Origin of the sequence: Cupriavidus oxalaticus (assembly GCF_016894385.1) — a bacterium.
Classification (GTDB): Bacteria; Pseudomonadota; Gammaproteobacteria; order Burkholderiales; family Burkholderiaceae; genus Cupriavidus; species Cupriavidus oxalaticus.
In genome coordinates, this window is sequence record NZ_CP069812.1 from 1,557,910 (window position 1) to 1,576,222 (window position 18,313).

The 18,313-nt window shown below is 63.2% G+C and carries 8 protein-coding genes and 3 rRNA genes; 4 read left to right on the forward strand and 7 right to left on the reverse strand.

What is annotated here, in order from left to right:
• Nucleotides 1-287 precede the first annotated feature (287 nt).
• The 3 genes from JTE92_RS19605 to JTE92_RS19615 form a co-directional block, all read right to left on the reverse strand.
• Nucleotides 288-1,511 carry a polyhydroxyalkanoate depolymerase gene (locus JTE92_RS19605; protein ID WP_063242146.1) on the reverse strand — a complete coding sequence of 408 codons (1,224 nt, stop codon included), beginning with the start codon at nt 1,509-1,511 and terminating at the stop codon, nt 288-290.
• An 805-nt stretch (nt 1,512-2,316) separates the two neighbouring features.
• Nucleotides 2,317-4,740, reverse strand: a complete 2,424-nt coding sequence (locus JTE92_RS19610; RefSeq protein ID WP_063242145.1) for a spermine/spermidine synthase domain-containing protein — start codon at nt 4,738-4,740, stop codon at nt 2,317-2,319.
• Between the two features lie 15 nt (nt 4,741-4,755).
• Nucleotides 4,756-5,391, reverse strand: coding sequence for a protein-L-isoaspartate(D-aspartate) O-methyltransferase (locus JTE92_RS19615; protein ID WP_371136931.1), 636 nt, complete (start codon nt 5,389-5,391; stop codon nt 4,756-4,758).
• 658 nt (nt 5,392-6,049) lie between these two features.
• Here JTE92_RS19615 and JTE92_RS19620 point away from each other — a divergent pair.
• The 4 genes from JTE92_RS19620 to JTE92_RS19635 all read left to right on the forward strand — a co-directional run bounded on the left by JTE92_RS19620 (nt 6,050) and on the right by JTE92_RS19635 (nt 12,445).
• Nucleotides 6,050-7,583 (forward strand): 16S ribosomal RNA (locus JTE92_RS19620).
• A 335-nt stretch (nt 7,584-7,918) separates the two neighbouring features.
• Nucleotides 7,919-10,997 (forward strand): 23S ribosomal RNA (locus JTE92_RS19625).
• Between the two features lie 113 nt (nt 10,998-11,110).
• A 5S ribosomal RNA gene (rrf, locus tag JTE92_RS19630) occupies nt 11,111-11,223 on the forward strand.
• Together the 16S, 23S and 5S rRNA genes form the textbook arrangement of a ribosomal RNA operon.
• Before the next feature lie 205 nt (nt 11,224-11,428).
• The gene (locus tag JTE92_RS19635; RefSeq protein ID WP_063239036.1) at nt 11,429-12,445 is read left to right on the forward strand and encodes an FUSC family protein; all 1,017 of its coding nucleotides are present in this window, start codon (nt 11,429-11,431) and stop codon (nt 12,443-12,445) included.
• 6 nt (nt 12,446-12,451) lie between these two features.
• On the opposite strand, the gene JTE92_RS19640 is transcribed toward JTE92_RS19635, so the two are convergent.
• From JTE92_RS19640 to JTE92_RS19655, 4 genes are all read right to left on the reverse strand, one after another.
• The gene (locus tag JTE92_RS19640) at nt 12,452-12,889 is read right to left on the reverse strand and encodes a YciI family protein (RefSeq protein WP_063239035.1); all 438 of its coding nucleotides are present in this window, start codon (nt 12,887-12,889) and stop codon (nt 12,452-12,454) included.
• A gap of 115 nt (nt 12,890-13,004) precedes the next feature.
• Entirely contained in the window at nt 13,005-15,812 is a 2,808-nt protein-coding gene (locus JTE92_RS19645; protein WP_063239034.1) for an Hsp70 family protein, read from the reverse strand.
• Complete coding sequence (locus JTE92_RS19650) at nt 15,805-17,652, reverse strand: Hsp70 family protein (protein WP_063239033.1); 1,848 nt, start codon at nt 17,650-17,652, stop codon at nt 15,805-15,807. Before JTE92_RS19650 ends, JTE92_RS19645 begins: the two co-directional genes overlap by 8 nt.
• On the reverse strand, nt 17,649-18,224 hold the full coding sequence (locus JTE92_RS19655) for a DUF2760 domain-containing protein (protein WP_063239032.1): 576 nt from the start codon (nt 18,222-18,224) through the stop codon (nt 17,649-17,651). The genes JTE92_RS19650 and JTE92_RS19655 overlap by 4 nt, the downstream gene beginning before the upstream one ends.
• Nucleotides 18,225-18,313 lie beyond the last annotated feature (89 nt).

An 18,313-nucleotide genomic window follows, 5' to 3' on the forward strand; every position in this document is an offset into this window, starting at 1 on the left:
CCGCGTGTCCGCGGCCAACCGATTTACGTCTTCTTCTTGGCGACACCTTCGTTCCCGACCCTCGAATGAACCGTGCTGAACGGGGTTGCCGGCACTGGCGGCTTCCTGGGTTGCTTGGGTTTTTTCGGCTCGCGAGTGCTGCGTAGTTGACTCTTGGCCATGATTGCTCCTGGTGCGTTGCTTGCCAAGATGGCAATTTCAGCATACGCGCTCAGGAGCGCTAGCCAAATGAATTTTCATGACGTCCGCACGAAAAAGGCCTCGGCTCCGAGTATGTGGCATTGCGCTCAGTCCGCGCACCGCTGGATGAACTGAGTAATGGCCGGCAGGATGGATTGCCGGAATCCCTGGCCGGCAAACGTCCCGTAGTGACCCACGCCGTCAACGACCAGGTGTGCCTTGCGGGCGTCGGCAAGGCCCGTGCAGAGCGCATGGGCCGCTTCGGTCTGGCCGCGGCCGGTGATGTCATCGTCGCCGCCTTCGATGGTCAGCAGTGAAACGTTCGCAATGGCCTCGGGGTAGACGCGGCGCTGGCCAATTTCCATGCGGCCCCGGCACAGGTGATGCTCCAGGAAAATCTTCTGGATGGTTTCCAGGTAGTACTCGGCCGGCACGTCGAGCACCGCGTTGTACTCGTCATAGAACTGGCGGTGCCTGGCGGCTTCGTGCTGCCTGCCATCGACCAGGTGGCAGTAATAGTCAAGGTGTGCACCGGCGTGGCGTGCGGCGTTCATCGACACGAAGCCCGCAAGCTGCAGGAAGCCCGGATAGACCCGGCGCCCCCGTCCGGGGTAGCTGTCGGGTACCCGTTCGATGACATTGGACTCGAACCATGGCAGCGAATACTTTTGCGCGAACCGGTTGACCGCAGTCGGGCTGACGCGGGTGTCGATCGGCGCGGCGACAAGCGTCATGGAGCGGGGCTGTGCGTGCTCGTTGTCCTCGGCCATCTGGGCGACCGCACAGAGCACCGGGACGCCCGGCTGGCATACCGCTACCACATGCGTGCCGGCGCCGAGGTATCGCATGAACGCCTTGAGGTAGTCGACATAGCTGCCAAGGTCGAAGCCGCCTGCGTCAAGCGGGACCAGGCGCGCATCAGCCCAGTCGGTGATGTAGACATCATGCTCGGGCAGCAATGCTTCGACCGTCGGGCGCAGCAGCGTGGCGTAATGGCCCGAGAGCGGCGCCACCAGCAGCACGCGGGGACCGGGGCACGGCATGTCCTTCCTGAAATGCAGCAGCCGGCAGAAGGGCGCCTCGATCAGCGCGGTCTCGGCGACTGCCACCCGTTGCCCGCGCGCGATGACCTCGTCGATGCCGAAGCCGGGCTTCCCATAGGACTTGGTCAGTCGGGTGAGCAGGTCGAGCGCGGCACCGGCCTCGCGCATCCCGGGCAGCCACGCGATGGACCCGCCCCAGAAACCGACGGCACGCTGACCCGCTTCGATCATGGCCCCGAGCGGCCCGGCCGACTGCAGCGTGAGTTCACGCAGAGCATAGAGCGCCATGGCAATTCCCGCCTTCCGAAAAATGGTTGCTGCGTTGTTCCGAGGCCGGGCCCGGCAAGCCGGGCAGGGCCCCTTGTTGGCGCGATGCCGCGATCGCTTCAGCGCACAGGGTGCGCCGGACAGCGGCAGAGCCGACTTCGCTCAAGGTGGACGGGCGGGCGGCAGGCTTGTAACGCGGGTCGGCCGGCGGGGGGCGGGCAGTGCTGCGTCGGGAGGTGCTGCGCACGGCCGAGGTGTCGTCGATGTCGAATTGCCCGGGCGCGGGTAGCGTACGTCCTGCCGGGGCGGCAGGTCCGGCTGCTGCGGCCGGATGGAAGCGTACGGCTCAGGCCGCACGCGAATCGATTGGAATGCTGCATGACGTCCCCACTACTCAGGGCTGCCGGCATTGCATCGCAATGCCCAGCGTAACAACATGCATTTAAGTTACGCCATTTACATTCAGTAACACATTCGATCAAACCCTACTGCAACGCCTTGCATAGCTGTTGCGTTGGCGGAAGTGACTGAAGTGGCATTGTGTATTACAGTCCCCGGTTCAAGGCCACTTGCCAAGTGATGCCTGGTTTCCAGCGTGCCGCCGCAGCCAGCGCCGGCCGCGGTGCAATTTGTAAATCTTTGCAAACAGAGCCGGAGATGACGGGCGACAAACCAGTGTTCAGGTAAGGGATCAGAGCGCGCCCAGATCGCCACGCGCGAATGAACAACATGCGGGACTTGTGGAAACCACCCGCAACTGAAGGCACGCGAGCGCTGGGCCTCGGTCGTCGCCCGTGTAGCCTAGTTCGCACAGGGACGAGCGCCATCACGGGCCGGCCAGTGCCGCAGCCGCATACAGCAACAGCGCCACCAGTATCACCATGGTAAAGCCTGCATGGATCGCGACCAGCGTGGCAAGGACCGCCGCCACCACCGAGGCGCAGGCGTTGATGCCCCAGGCCCACGGCACCAGCGTTTCGTCGCGAGCCGCGACCCGGTCCAGGCCGAGCGGAAAAGGCATGCCCATCAGGAATGCCAGCGGCGCGATCAACAGCACCGCGACGGCAATCCGGGCCGGATCGGGCAACGCGATCAGCAGCCTGAAGACGGCCGGCAGCGCCGCGAGATAGATCAGCGATATCGCCCAGATGCCGGCGACCGCCAGCATTGCCTGGCGGCCGGCACGCGCGCGCAGGCGTTGCGAGTACCGGCTGCCGAGGCCGGCAAAGCAAAGGAAGGCACACAGCACCACCGCGACCGCGTACAGCGGATGGCTCAGGAACAGGATGAATTTCTGGATGAAGGCGATCTCGACGAACATGAAGCCGACGCCGACCGCAAGGAAATAGAAACCGACACGCCATGCGCGCGGGCCGCCGTTGGTTGCCGTGCCCGCGCCCGCAAGCATGCGGGTGCGCCGCCGTAGGACGCGAAGCGGTACCACGATCAGCAGCAACGCCGCGGCGGTAGCCTGCAGCAGCGTGGCGACCAGCACCGGATAGCCCCATTCCAGCAGTGGCAGGCCGCCTTGCGACTTCAGCGCCAGCAACTCAGGCAGCGTGCGCCATTTGAAGAAATGGAAGAAATAGGGTTTGTCGTCGGTGGCGGGCCGCACATCGAACTTGTATTCCGACAGGAAGCGGGCACGATCGGGGCCGAGCAAGGCCTGCGCGCTCTCGAAGAAGTAGGGCTTGTCGAGCACGTTGTAGCGATTGGCCTGGCCCGGCTCGATGCCAGGATAGTATTCGACGTCGAACGAGCGCGCCCGACAGAAGGCCTGCAGCGCGGCAAGCTCCACGCCGTCGAACTCGCCGTTCTTCACCAGCAGCGTTGCCGTGTTCCATCCGCGGATCAGCACCAGCCGCAGCGCGGGCGCCGGCACGTCCATCTTTTCCATGGCGGCCACGGCGGTGGCGAACAGCTTGGGGATATCGCGCGGCGGCAGCGTGACCCAGCGCGTGATCGCCAGCATGCCGCCGGGGCGCAGATGGCGCAGGTAGCCCTGGAAGGCTTCCACGGTATAGAGATAGCTCTCCGACAGCGCATACAGGCCCGCTGACGATGTGCTGAATGAATCGAGCAGGGCCACCTGGATCAGGTCGTAGCGGTCCTGGCTGGCCGCCAGGAAGCCGCGCGCCTCGCCGGCAAAGACACGCACGCCAGGCGCGCTGTATGGCTTGCCGGAAAACGCGGCGAAACGGCCCTGGACCAGTTCGATCACCTGCGGGTTCAGCTCCACCGCGTCGACGGCGCTGGCGTGATGCCAGATCGCCTGCAGGACGTCCGCCCCCGCGCCACTGCCCAGCACCAGCACCCTGGGGTTTCGCAGCAGGTGGAACGGCAGCGCAGAGGTGAGGTCGCCAAGGTAGGCCAGCGGCTCGCGCCGGCTGTCATAGCGATTGAGCGCGCTGAGCCCGTCGCCATCCGTCAATACGGCCAGTTGTGGCGGCGGCTCGGTGCTGGCATTCAGGCTCAGCCCGGGCGCATGACGCAGCGGGATCGACGGGCTTTCCACCACCGTGACCAGGCCGAGCGGACTGGAGCGCTGCGCCACCACCCGTGCGTCGCCGATGCGCAGCACCTGATTCAGCTCCTTGTACTCGGACGGCCGCAGCGCGATCCATGCTTCGGGTACGGCAGCCGGTACCGTCGCCACCACCAGCAGCAGCGCCGGCAACCATCGGCGGTGCCAGCGGCATTCCACGCACGCCAGCGCGGCGGCGGCCATGCCCGTCGCGCTGACCAGCCGCAGCGCCCCGACCGGGCTCAACGCGAACAGCGCCACGATGATCGCGAGGCAACCCAGCCCGGCACCCAGGATGTCGAAGCTGTAAATGCGATGCACCTGCGCATTGAAGCGCGAAAACACCAGGCAAACACTGGTCGCCGCGCAGAAGAACGGCACGAACAGCAGCAGGTAGAGCAGCAGCAGGCGCAGCGGCTGCGTTGGCTCCCACAGGATTTCCAGCGGATTGAAGGCGACCTGCTGGGCAATTGCGAAACACGCCATCGCGCCGGCGCCGAAGAGCAGGGCGCCCGCAACGAATGCCGGCAAGAAATGGCGCAGCAGCGCCGGCCGTGCGAGGGCGACCAGCGCGCCGGCCGCGCCATAGCCCAGCAGGGCGACGCTGATCATCATGTAGGCGAAGTGGTGCCACAGGATGATGGACAGCAGCCGCATCAGCAGGATTTCATAGCCGAGCGCGGCGGCGGACAGCAGGGCCAGGGCAAGCAGCGGCGGTCGTGGCATGGGACCGGCGGCGCGCTATGGCTTGCTTACCAGCGGCACGAACCTGACGGGCAGGATCTGCCGGGTGGACACGGCGCCGTCGGCGGCTTTCTCGACCAGCAGCAGGTATTGCGTCATGAACTGCGCGCCCACCGGGATCACCATGCGGCCGCCCGGCTTGAGCTGGCGGATCAACGGAGGCGGCACATGGCTGGCCGCGGCGGTGACGACGATGGCGTCATACGGCGCGTGCTCCTCCCAGCCGTAGTAGCCATCGCCAACCTTGCATGCCACCTGCTGATAGGCCAGCCGCTTCAGCCGGTCGCAGGCCTGTCGTCCCAGTGGCTCGATGATCTCGATGGTGTAGACCGCCTTGACCAGTCCGGCCAGCACAGCCGCCTGGTAACCCGAGCCGGTGCCGATCTCCAGCACGGTATCGCCAGGCTTTGCCATCAGCAGGTCAGTCATCAGGCCGACGATATAGGGCTGCGAGATGGTCTGGCCATGGCCGATGGGCAGCGGGCGGTTGTGATAGGCGTATGGCTTCTGCGCCTCGGGGACGAACTCGTGCCGCGGCACCTGGCCCATCACCGCCATGACGCGCGGGTCCAGCGTGTGCCTGCCGCTGGCTGCGCCGGTTCCGGCCGCAATGGCGGCGATCTCCTTCATCATGTCGGCCCGCTCGGTGGTGCTTGTGTCCTGGGCGCTTGCGCTGCGCCATTGCGACACCACGGCCAGCGTGGCGGCGAGCAGAAAGAGGGCAGGTGACGGTTTCACGGCAAGCACCGGTGGTTGCCTTATGGACATCGTAGTCACGAAAAAGGCGCGCTTCTAAGGGCTGCGGCCCGGCGGGTAATGCACATGACCCGGTAAGTGATGAATGTGGCACTTTCCGGGATTTTTGAAAAAGACTTGCCACTTTGTTTCGGAGGCCCTAATATTCGCCCCCTCCTGCAGCGCAAGCAGCATTGCAAGGCGGACAGGAGGAAATGGGTTGTTGAGATTTACTTCGGCTGGCAGCGCCGGTCGAAAAAAGAAATTTCTCGAAAGTAGTTGCTAAATCGTAGAAAAATCTTTAAGATCTCGTTTCTTCGCTGCTGACAAAACAGCGACGCGACAAGCAAAGCGAATCGCGCAAGTTCTTTAACAAACAAACACCGATAAGTGTGGGCGCTTGATAACGGATGCGAAAGACCTCGGTCTTTTAGCTTACAAGTTATACAGTGCTCGCACAGCAAAACGTGACTGGGTCTTCGGATCTGGTCAGTCAGTTTTCTGAGAGTGAGCGACCGCTCGAAAGAGCGAGGACCTTCGGGTCCACACAGAGATTGAACTGAAGAGTTTGATCCTGGCTCAGATTGAACGCTGGCGGCATGCCTTACACATGCAAGTCGAACGGCAGCACGGGCTTCGGCCTGGTGGCGAGTGGCGAACGGGTGAGTAATACATCGGAACGTGCCCTGTCGTGGGGGATAACTAGTCGAAAGATTAGCTAATACCGCATACGACCTGAGGGTGAAAGCGGGGGACCGGCAACGGCCTCGCGCGACAGGAGCGGCCGATGTCTGATTAGCTAGTTGGTGGGGTAAGAGCCTACCAAGGCGACGATCAGTAGCTGGTCTGAGAGGACGATCAGCCACACTGGGACTGAGACACGGCCCAGACTCCTACGGGAGGCAGCAGTGGGGAATTTTGGACAATGGGGGCAACCCTGATCCAGCAATGCCGCGTGTGTGAAGAAGGCCTTCGGGTTGTAAAGCACTTTTGTCCGGAAAGAAAACGCGCTGGTTAATACCTGGCGTGGATGACGGTACCGGAAGAATAAGCACCGGCTAACTACGTGCCAGCAGCCGCGGTAATACGTAGGGTGCGAGCGTTAATCGGAATTACTGGGCGTAAAGCGTGCGCAGGCGGTTTGATAAGACAGGCGTGAAATCCCCGAGCTCAACTTGGGAATGGCGCTTGTGACTGTCAGGCTAGAGTATGTCAGAGGGGGGTAGAATTCCACGTGTAGCAGTGAAATGCGTAGAGATGTGGAGGAATACCGATGGCGAAGGCAGCCCCCTGGGACGTGACTGACGCTCATGCACGAAAGCGTGGGGAGCAAACAGGATTAGATACCCTGGTAGTCCACGCCCTAAACGATGTCAACTAGTTGTTGGGGATTCATTTCTTCAGTAACGTAGCTAACGCGTGAAGTTGACCGCCTGGGGAGTACGGTCGCAAGATTAAAACTCAAAGGAATTGACGGGGACCCGCACAAGCGGTGGATGATGTGGATTAATTCGATGCAACGCGAAAAACCTTACCTACCCTTGACATGCCACTAACGAAGCAGAGATGCATCAGGTGCCCGAAAGGGAAAGTGGACACAGGTGCTGCATGGCTGTCGTCAGCTCGTGTCGTGAGATGTTGGGTTAAGTCCCGCAACGAGCGCAACCCTTGTCTCTAGTTGCTACGCAAGAGCACTCTAGAGAGACTGCCGGTGACAAACCGGAGGAAGGTGGGGATGACGTCAAGTCCTCATGGCCCTTATGGGTAGGGCTTCACACGTCATACAATGGTGCGTACAGAGGGTTGCCAACCCGCGAGGGGGAGCTAATCCCAGAAAACGCATCGTAGTCCGGATCGTAGTCTGCAACTCGACTACGTGAAGCTGGAATCGCTAGTAATCGCGGATCAGCATGCCGCGGTGAATACGTTCCCGGGTCTTGTACACACCGCCCGTCACACCATGGGAGTGGGTTTTGCCAGAAGTAGTTAGCCTAACCGCAAGGAGGGCGATTACCACGGCAGGGTTCATGACTGGGGTGAAGTCGTAACAAGGTAGCCGTATCGGAAGGTGCGGCTGGATCACCTCCTTTCAGAGCGTGCATCCTTAGTTGAGCGCTCACACTTATCGGTAGTTTGTGGTTAAAGGCCAGGTGGCCAAATGCAAGCGCTTAGATCTTGAGCGTTTGCATTTGGCATTGCCAAGCGATCGGAATGATCGTCTGCTCTTTAAAAATATGGGATGTAGTAAAGGTGTCGCGGTGCTTTGATGAGAAGCACAGTAGTTAAACGCGATACCGGGTTGTGATTGTATCAACCAAAATGTATTTAAGTGATCGAAAGATGACTTGGAATACGGCACAAATGCGAGAACTCAACCTGTGGTGAGCGGTGTCCTGAGCGCAAGCTTGAGACACACTTGTTATAGGGTCAAGCGAACAAGTGCATGTGGTGGATGCCTTGGCGATCACAGGCGATGAAGGACGCGGTAGCCTGCGAAAAGCTTCGGGGAGCTGGCAAACGAGCTTTGATCCGGAGATGTCCGAATGGGGAAACCCGGCCCGAATGGGTCATCCCACACTGAATCCATAGGTGTGGGAAGCGAACGCGGCGAACTGAAACATCTAAGTAGCTGCAGGAACAGAAATCAACCGAGATTCCCAAAGTAGTGGCGAACGAAATGGGAACAGCCTTGTACTCTTTAGCAGCATTGTTAGCAGAACGGGATGGAAAGCCCGGCCGTAGCAGGTGATAGCCCTGTATGCGAAAACAGCGTTGTGGAACTAGGTGTACGACAAGTAGGGCGGGACACGTGAAATCCTGTCTGAAGATGGGGGGACCATCCTCCAAGGCTAAATACTCGTGATCGACCGATAGTGAACCAGTACCGTGAGGGAAAGGCGAAAAGAACCCCGGGAGGGGAGTGAAATAGATCCTGAAACCGCATGCATACAAACAGTCGGAGCCCCGCTTTAAGCGTTTTCGGCGAGCCTCACGCAGTGAGGATCGTCAAAAGACTCCAGTGTGAAATAGCACCACTGGCGCGCAAAGCGGTTTAAGCGCGAGAGCGCTTAAAGCGGGGTGACGGCGTACCTTTTGTATAATGGGTCAGCGACTTACATTCAGTGGCAAGCTTAACCGATTAGGGCAGGCGTAGCGAAAGCGAGTCCGAACAGGGCGTTGAGTCGCTGGGTGTAGACCCGAAACCAGATGATCTATCCATGGCCAGGTTGAAGGTGCGGTAACACGTACTGGAGGACCGAACCCACTAACGTTGAAAAGTTAGGGGATGAGCTGTGGATAGGGGTGAAAGGCTAAACAAATCTGGAAATAGCTGGTTCTCTCCGAAAACTATTTAGGTAGTGCCTCGTGTCTCACCTTCGGGGGTAGAGCACTGTCATGGTTGGGGGGTCTATTGCTGATTACCCCGCCATAGCAAACTCCGAATACCGAAGAGTGCAATCACGGGAGACAGACATCGGGTGCTAACGTCCGGTGTCAAGAGGGAAACAACCCAGACCGCCAGCTAAGGTCCCCAAATATAGCTAAGTGGGAAACGAAGTGGGAAGGCTAAAACAGTCAGGAGGTTGGCTTAGAAGCAGCCACCCTTTAAAGAAAGCGTAATAGCTCACTGATCGAGTCGTCCTGCGCGGAAGATGTAACGGGGCTAAGCTATATACCGAAGCTGCGGACGCGTGCGTTCCTTTAAGTGCACCAAGCTTGTCGATGCGCAGCATCGACAAAGCCACCAACAATGATCGTTGTGGTGTGCATGCTAGTGGATTTAAAGGAGCGCACGCGTGGTAGGAGAGCGTTCTGTAAGCCTGTGAAGGTGTCTTGTAAAGGATGCTGGAGGTATCAGAAGTGCGAATGCTGACATGAGTAGCGATAAAGGGGGTGAAAGGCCCCCTCGCCGTAAGCCCAAGGTTTCCTACGCAACGTTCATCGGCGTAGGGTGAGTCGGCCCCTAAGGCGAGGCAGAGATGCGTAGCTGATGGGAAGCAGGTTAATATTCCTGCACCGTCGTATGATGCGATGGGGGGACGGATCGCGGAAGGTTGTCCGGGTGTTGGAAGTCCCGGTCCCTGCATTGGAGAAGGCGCTCAGGCAAATCCGGGCGCGGGATTCAAGGATGTGGGGCGAGCGGCCTAGAGCTGCGAAGCAATTGGAAGTGGTTCCAAGAAAAGCCTCTAAGCTTCAGTCATACGAGACCGTACCGCAAACCGACACAGGTGGGCGAGATGAGTATTCTAAGGCGCTTGAGAGAACTCGGGAGAAGGAACTCGGCAAATTGGTACCGTAACTTCGGGATAAGGTACGCCCTGGTAGCTTGACTGGCCTGCGCCAGAAGGGTGAAGGGGTTGCAATAAAATGGTGGCTGCGACTGTTTAATAAAAACACAGCACTCTGCAAACACGAAAGTGGACGTATAGGGTGTGACGCCTGCCCGGTGCCGGAAGATTAAATGATGGGGTGCAAGCTCTTGATTGAAGTCCCGGTAAACGGCGGCCGTAACTATAACGGTCCTAAGGTAGCGAAATTCCTTGTCGGGTAAGTTCCGACCTGCACGAATGGCGTAACGATGGCCACACTGTCTCCTCCCGAGACTCAGCGAAGTTGAAGTGTTTGTGATGATGCAATCTCCCCGCGGCTAGACGGAAAGACCCCATGAACCTTTACTGTAGCTTTGCATTGGACTTTGAACCGATCTGTGTAGGATAGGTGGGAGGCTTAGAAGCGTGGACGCTAGTTCACGTGGAGCCGTCCTTGAAATACCACCCTGGTTTGTTTGAGGTTCTAACCTTGGCCCGTGAATCCGGGTCGGGGACAGTGCATGGTAGGCAGTTTGACTGGGGCGGTCTCCTCCCAAAGTGTAACGGAGGAGTTCGAAGGTACGCTTGGTACGGTCGGACATCGTACCTAAAGTGCAATGGCAAAAGCGTGCTTAACTGCGAGACCGACAAGTCGAGCAGGTGCGAAAGCAGGACATAGTGATCCGGTGGTTCTGAATGGAAGGGCCATCGCTCAACGGATAAAAGGTACTCTGGGGATAACAGGCTGATACCGCCCAAGAGTTCATATCGACGGCGGTGTTTGGCACCTCGATGTCGGCTCATCTCATCCTGGGGCTGTAGCCGGTCCCAAGGGTATGGCTGTTCGCCATTTAAAGAGGTACGTGAGCTGGGTTTAAAACGTCGTGAGACAGTTTGGTCCCTATCTGCCGTGGGCGTTGGAATCTTGACGGGGGCTGCTCCTAGTACGAGAGGACCGGAGTGGACGTACCGCTGGTGTACCTGTTGTCTCGCCAGAGGCATCGCAGGGTAGCTATGTACGGAAGAGATAACCGCTGAAAGCATCTAAGCGGGAAACTCGCCTGAAGATGAGGATTCCCTGGAGGCTTGACCTCCTTGAAGGGTCGTTCGAGACCAGGACGTTGATAGGCTGGGTGTGGAAGCGCAGTAATGCGTTAAGCTAACCAGTACTAATTGCCCGTAAGGCTTGATCCTATAACCAGTGTGTTTCACCTGGTGAGCCGATCGCCTTGTGCCACGATACACACAACCAAGACTACATCCCTATTCGCGACGTTGACGCAAGCGCAACGCCGCAACCCCTCATGCCTGGTGACCATAGCGAGTTGGAACCACCCCTTCCCATCCCGAACAGGTCCGTGAAACAACTCCGCGCCGATGATAGTGCGGATTCCCGTGTGAAAGTAGGTCATCGCCAGGCTCTTATTGTGCAAAACCCCTCGACAGCGTGTGCTGCGAGGGGTTTTTGCTTTGTTGGTTTTGAATTGGCTGCCGGGTGGTGTTTTTGGGCTGGTCACAAACAGCGACGGCAAAGCCTCAACGGCCGACAGCATGTCACCAACACCCACCACATTCGCACAGCCCATGCCATAAACTTGGCAATCCCCGCCACGCCAAGCAAAACCATGCTAGCCATCCTGCGCAAAACCACCGACGCGCTGTTCGACACAAACCGTCGCTTTCGGCAAGCCAGGCTGTTTCACGCCACGCGTGTCGCGCTGGCACTGCTGGCATCAATTGCCCTGACCACCGGCATCGATATCCCTCACGGTGAGTGGGCCACCATCACCGTCCTGGTTGTCATCGGCGGGCTCCAGCACCACGGCAATATCCGGCGCCGCGCCGCCGAACGGGGGATAGGCACCCTGATCGGGGCCCTCATCGGTCTCGCGCTGATCGTGCAGCAGTCCTTCTTTGGCCAGCCATTACTGACTTACGCGCTGCTGGCGCTGATCTGCGGATATTGCGCATACCACGCCATCGGCACAGGCGGCTACATCGCATTGCTTGCAGCGATCACGGTGGTAATTACAGCCGGCCATGGCGAACAGAATATCGCCGACGCATTCTGGCGCACCGCCGACGTGTTCATCGGTACCGCGATCGCACTCGTGTTTTCCTTCGCGTTGCCAGCCTATGCCTCATATTCCTGGCGCATTCGGCTGGCCGGTTTGTTGCGCGCCAGCATGGCGGTCCATACGCGGATGCAGCACGGTTTTGCCGACGCCGCCGAACTGCGCGCGGCGATGGTGGATTTGGGCGTGAAACTGATCCCGCTGCGCGGGCTGATTCCCTCTGTGGCCAAGGAGACCGGCGTGCCAGCCGCCGAGTTCGAGGAAATCCAGCATGGCGCGCGCGTCTGTATCAGCGCGCTGGAACTGATGGCCACGATGGAGTTTGAAGGCGGCTTGCGGGAGGGCGACGATCCGGGGATCGACGCCGCACTGCTGGCCATGGCCGATGCACTGGAAACGGGCCAGGCGCCATTGCCGGCGTCTGCGCCAGGAGCCGCCGTGGCGGAGTTGGAGCCGGGACCGCTGCCGATCATGGCACGGCAGCTGGCCGGCGAGTTGGCCAGCCTGCGCGCCAGGCTTGACCGGCTCAGCAGGGAGTATGGTTTTCCGTACGCCGCACGCCTGTAGCCTTTGTCAACGCGGCTTGTCTGCCTGCTCGTCGATCTGCGCGCGCAGCCGCTCTTCCTGCTCGCGCAGCTCGGGTGTGAATTCGGCGCCGAAATCCTCGGCTTCAAACACCTGACGAATCTCGATCTCCGACTCGCCCTCCATGGGGTTGGGGCAGCGCCTGACCCACGAGATCGCCTCGTCCATCGATTTGACTTGCCACAGCCAGAATCCCGCGATGAGTTCGTTGGTCTGCGCAAACGGGCCGTCGGTCACGGTCCGCTCCTTGCCGGAGAAGCGCACCCGTTTGCCTTTGGCGCTCGGATGCAGGCCCTCGCCGGCGAGCATGACGCCAGCCTTGACCAGCTCTTCGTTGAAGTTGCCCATTGCCGCCAGCAATTCTGTGCCCGGCATCTTGCCGGCTTCGGAATCGCTCGTTGCCTTGACGATCACCATGACGCGCATTGTCTTCCTCCTTGAAGGGCTTGGCGCCGCCACACCGGCAGCAGGAGCAAGTCAGCATAGGTGAAATTCACACCACCTTCAAATGACGCCAGGGGCCCATGGGAAGGCCCCCACATCACCCCGCGATCAGCTTGAGGCCCGCGGGCAGCGCTTCACCGAATACCCGTCCCTCGTCCGCGGCATTGAGCTCGACGACTTCGCGGACCATGGCGATCCAGCTTTGCGGCGCGTTGGCGGCTTCGAGCCGGCGTACCACTTCGGCCCGGCTCTCGTCAGGCAGGTCGCGGGTGCGGTCGCCGGTCATGCGCGCGATCTGCACCGCGGCGAACGCGGCGGGCTCGACCTTCTTCCAGTCGAGCGCGAGGATGGCGTCGATCCATTGCGTGGCGATCTCCGCCGGCACCACGCTGTGCGCGCTGCCATAGAACGGCATGCGCGCGCCGATGCGGCCCACCGCCCACCAGGCCAGGTTGTTTTCCGATGGCTTGCGCAGCCGCGTCAGCAGCCAGCCGGCCAGCTCGATCTTGGTGTCGGCCGACAGGCGTTCCAGCGATCCGGCGAGGCGCACCATGTCGGCATAACCGCCCCGCGTGGGACCGGCAGGCTTCTTGTAGTGTCCGCTGCCGGGCGGCTGCAGGGTGAACGCCATGTCCTCGAACAGGCGCAGTTGCGCGTTTTCGTCGAGGCCACCGGCCGCGCGCCGCCACAGCGTCCACCATTCCGACCAGTTCTGGGTTTCGTTGACGTACTGGATGCCCTGGTCGTACTGGGACCAGAGCTGCTCCACGCGCCATTCGTCCAGCGGATAGCCGAAGCCCGGCCGCACGCAATAGCCGGCCAGGTTCAGCCAAAGGCGTTCATGGTCGGCGGTGCGGCGGCGGCGTTTGGCGCGCTCCCAGAACGCGCCGAACAGCTCGCGCAGCAGGGCGCTGTCCCATTGCTCGCGCGCGCCCAGTACCTGTTCCAGCTGCGCGCGCAGCCGCTTGACCTCCTTGGGGCCAACGTCCTGCGAGCGGGCGCCGAAGGTGCGGTCGATCGCCTCGATGGCTTGCGGCAGCGCCGGATGCGCCGTTGTGGCCGCGGGCGCTTCCGTCTGGGCGTCGTTGCCGCGCAGCTGGAACTCCAGCCGCCAGCGTTGCGAGTCGTTGGCGATGTCGATGCAGTGGACTTCGAGCGTGCCCACCTCGGTCAGCGAGGTGCGGATCTGCACCGGCGTCTCGCGCGGACCGCGAGCGCCGCGTGCCGGAACGACAGTGGCGATCGGCGGCAGGCGCACGAAGTCGCCCGCCGACAGGTCGACCAGCTCGCCCGGCTGGTAGACGGTATCGGCGACGGAAGACACCAGGTGAAATTGCACCGGGTGCCCGACTCGCAGCGCAAAGGTGCGATCGCTGAGGTGCACCTCATGGCCTTCCTCGGTGCCCTTGGGCAGCAGGCAGATGCCTTGCTGGCCCGTCGCACCGTCGTCGAGCACAAGGAAGTAGCTGCGCGGCGAGCCGCCGCCGATGCGCGGCGCGTGGCCGCTGCGGGCCCTTGCATAGGCGACCGCGCCGCGTGCCACCGCAATGTCGGGATCGGCGTTGTGCAGCACGTGCAGCGGCGCGCCGCGCCACGCCCCCAGCGTTTCGGCGATGCGGCCTGCCAGCGCTTCGGCGCGGAACACGCCGCCGTTCAGCAGCAGCGTGTCGGGAACGGGCAGGGCATCGTCCTGCGCGGGCGGCGTCTCCAGCGCCATGCGCGACTGCGCGGCGTGCTGCGACAGGAAGCCGGCGACGTGCCGCGTCACGGCCGGGTCGGACGCATAGGGCAGGCCGAACTCGACGATAGCGCCGCGCGCGCGGCCAGGCCGTTCCGAGGACGCGACCTTGGGAAAGAAGCCGTCGACCACGAGTTGCTCGACTTCCTGCCGCGTCACCTCTACCGAGCGCGCGCCGCCGATCAGCTTCGAGCCGGCGCCGAGCAGCGTGACCGTGGCGGACTCCGGCGCCTGCGCGCTGAGCAACTGTTCCTTGGCGGCGCGGCTGCGTGCCACCAGCTGTGACAGGCTGGAGGCCGACAGCCTCTGGTCCGCGCCGAGGCGCGCTTCGACCAGGTGCGCGAGCGCCAGGTCCATGTTGTCGCCGCCGAGCATCAGGTGGTTGCCCACGCCGATTCGTGTCAGCTGCGGCGTCAATTGCGGCTGCCCGTCCTGCATCTCCACGCGGATCAGCGTGAGGTCGGTGGTGCCGCCGCCGACGTCGCAGATCAGCACCAGGCGCGTCTGCGCGAGGTCCGTGTCCAGCGTCTGGCGATGGTGGAACAGCCAGTCGTACAGCGCCGCCTGCGGTTCTTCAAGCAGCCGCAGCGCCGGCAGCCCGGCCAGGCGCGCGGCCTCGAGCGTCAGCGCGCGCGCGCCTTCGTCGAACGAGGCGGGCACGGTAAGCACTACGTCCTGCTGCTCGAGCGGCGCATCGGGAAAACGGTGATTCCAGGCCGCGGCGACGTAGCCCAGGTAGCTGGCGCTGGCGACCACTGGCGAGATCTTGTCGGCGTCGTCGGGCCCGCCCCACGGCAGGATGGGCGCGGTGCGGTCGACCGACGCATGCGAGAGCCAGCTCTTCGCGCTGGCGACCAGCCGGCCGGGCACCTGCGCGCCCAGCGTTGCCGCCAGCCTGCCGAACACGGTCCGGCGCGCGGCGGCGCTGGCGGCGGTCTGCCATGGCAGTTGCAGATCGTCACCGCTTAGTTCGCCCGGCGCCGCGTGGTAGCGCACCGACGGCAGCAGCGGACGCGCCGCGACTTCGCCGGGGCTGACCAGCTGGTCGATATCGAACACGCGGATATCGTCCGACCCGGCCTTCGCGTAGGCGACGACCGTATTGCTGGTGCCCAGGTCGATGCCGACGACGTACTGCTGCGCCGGCGCGGGCGCTGCCTCAGGCATCGGCGTTGCCGCGCACGTCGAACTCGACCTTCCAGCGCTCGCCGTTGCCGCGCGGCACGGCTTCCAGCTCCAGCGTGCCGGCCTCGGTCACGCGCGCATGCAGCCTGACCGGCACGACTTCACCGGCGGTGCGGCCTTCGGCGGGCAGCGTTGCCTGGATTTCTTCCAGTTCCTGCAGTTCTTCCGGAGCCCAGAAGTCGAGCAGCGTGCCGACCTGGTCCTGGCGCCGCACCGACGAGCCGAAGAAGCGGAAATGCACCGGCTCGCCAACCACCAGGCCGAATTCCTGCGGCGGCAGCGCGGCATCGGTGCCTTCTTCCATGCCGAACGGCGCCACGCACAGCGCCTGGATCGGCGGCTCGAAGCCGGGCACGGCCGGCATCGACGACTCCACCGCGACATAGTAGGCGCGCGCGGTACCGCCACGGATGCGTACGCCCTTGCCGCGCCGCACGTAGCCGTAATAGGCCGCGCCGCGTGCCACGGCCAGGTCCAGCTCGGCGCCGCCGAGCAGCCGCGCGGGTGCGGCGCCTTCGCCGGCGAGCCAGCCGTTGAGGGTCTGCAGGATGCGCTCGACCAGCAGTTCCGACTTGAATACGCCGCCGTTGAACAGCACCGCGGTCGGATGCAGGAAGGTCGCGCCTTCCGGCTGCGCGCCCTGGAAGCCTTCCAGTTCGGCCAGCGCGGCGACCTGGCGGCCCAGGAACGCGGCCAGGTGGCGCGTGATGGCCGCGTCCTGCGCGTACGGCAGGCCGAGCTGCGTCAGGCCGGCGCGCGCGCGGCTGACCGGGCGCGCCGAGGCGTCGACCTGCGGGAAGAAGCCTTCCAGGATGGTCTGCGTCAGCTCGGCGCGGGTCAGGTCGGTGCGGATCGAGCCGCCGATCAGCTTGGAGCCGCGGCTCGGCACGACCAGCGGCACGGTATCGGTGGTGGGGTCGGTGAGCAGCGTTTCCTTGGCCGCGCGGCAGGCGTAGGTCAGCGCGCGCAACTGCCACGGGTCGGCCTGCGTGCCTTGCGCGGCCAGCTTGCGCGCCACCACGTGGGCCAGCGCCAGGTCCATGTTGTCGCCGCCGAGCAGGATATGGTCGCCCACGGCAACGCGGTGCAGTTCCAGGTTGCCGTCGCGCTCGACCACCGCGATCAGCGACAGGTCGGTGGTGCCGCCGCCGACGTCGACAACCAGGATGATGTCGCCGACCTTGACCTGCTTGCGCCACTGGCCGCCGCTTTTCTGGATCCAGCTGTACAGCGCGGCCTGCGGTTCTTCCAGCAGGGTCATGCGGGCATAGCCGGCCGCGGCTGCGGCTTCGGCGGTCAGCTCGCGTGCGGCGGGGTCGAACGATGCGGGAATCGTGACCGTGATGTCCTGCTCGCCGAACGGCGCGTCGGGATGGGCCTGGTTCCAGGCCTCGCGCAGGTGGCTCAGGTAGCGCACCGACGCCTCCAGCGGCGACACGCGCGACACTTCCGGCGGCGCGTCGGCGGGCAGGATCTGCGCGCGGCGGTCGACGCCGGGGTGGCACAGCCAGCTTTTCGCGCTCGATACCAGGCGGATCGGCGTGGCCGCGCCACGTGTGCGCGCCATCTCGCCCACGGCGAAATCGCGCTCGGCGGTCCAGGGCAGCGCCAGGTCGCCGGGCGACAACTCGCTCGCGTGCGGCAGGTACAGGAAGGAGGGCAGCAGGTCCAGGTCTTCGACGGCGCCCGGTGCGGTCAGCTGCGTGATGGCCTGCACGTCCTGGCTGGTCTTCTCGCCATCGCTGGCGGCCAGGTCGACATAGGACAGCGCGCTGTGGGTGGTGCCCAGGTCGATGCCGATGGCGTAGCGGGCGTCGCTCATAGCTCCACCTCGGCCGGGGCGATCACGGTGGCGTCATGGCGCTCGGCCACGCGCGGCAGGCGCACTTCCGCGACCTTCCAGCCGCGGTGGCTGATGCTGCCGTGGAACGGCGCGCTGCCGACCACGTTGCCGGTCAGGCGGATGGCGGTGGCGTCAAAGCCGTCGGCCACCGTCACGCGGCTGCCTTCGGCTTCCTCGCGCACCGGGCGGATGGTGAAGTGCTCGCGCAGCACCGCGCGGCAGCCGTCGTGCACCAGGCGGGCGGCGGCGCCGATTTCGGTGTCGGAATAGCGGGCGATGTCTTCCTCGACGAAGTCGACGAAGCGGGCGTCGCGCTGCAGCAGGCCCAGCAGCTGCAGTGCCGCCACCGGGCTGGCTTCCTTCAGCGCGGGGGCCGCGGGCGCCGCTGCCGGGACCGGTGCGGCGACGGGGGCCGGCGCTGCCGGCGCGGCGCTCTCGCCGTTGCGCAGCCGCTTGATGCCGGCCGCGAGCTGGCCGTCGCCGAGGATGGCGAAGAAGGTGCCCACGGCAAGCGAAACCCTGCCGAAGAAAGATAGGTTCGAGTCAGTCATGAAAAAGCTCCCGTGGCCCGTCGGGGCCACCCAGACCGGGATTTTGCCCTAACAAGTGTGTCAGCCGGCCAGTTTGCGGCGAAACGGCC

Excerpts from the sequence above, each read along its gene's own strand:
- JTE92_RS19605 (WP_063242146.1), bottom strand. The coding sequence starts at position 1,511 with ATGGCGCTCTATGCTCTGCGTGAACTCACGCTGCAGTCGGCCGGGCCG.
- JTE92_RS19610 (WP_063242145.1), bottom strand. The coding sequence starts at position 4,740 with ATGCCACGACCGCCGCTGCTTGCCCTGGCCCTGCTGTCCGCCGCCGCG.
- JTE92_RS19615 (WP_371136931.1), bottom strand. The coding sequence starts at position 5,391 with ATGATGAAGGAGATCGCCGCCATTGCGGCCGGAACCGGCGCAGCCAGC.
- JTE92_RS19635 (WP_063239036.1), top strand. The coding sequence starts at position 11,429 with ATGCTAGCCATCCTGCGCAAAACCACCGACGCGCTGTTCGACACAAAC.
- JTE92_RS19640 (WP_063239035.1), bottom strand. The coding sequence starts at position 12,889 with ATGCGCGTCATGGTGATCGTCAAGGCAACGAGCGATTCCGAAGCCGGC.
- JTE92_RS19645 (WP_063239034.1), bottom strand. The coding sequence starts at position 15,812 with ATGCCTGAGGCAGCGCCCGCGCCGGCGCAGCAGTACGTCGTCGGCATC.
- JTE92_RS19650 (WP_063239033.1), bottom strand. The coding sequence starts at position 17,652 with ATGAGCGACGCCCGCTACGCCATCGGCATCGACCTGGGCACCACCCAC.
- JTE92_RS19655 (WP_063239032.1), bottom strand. The coding sequence starts at position 18,224 with ATGACTGACTCGAACCTATCTTTCTTCGGCAGGGTTTCGCTTGCCGTG.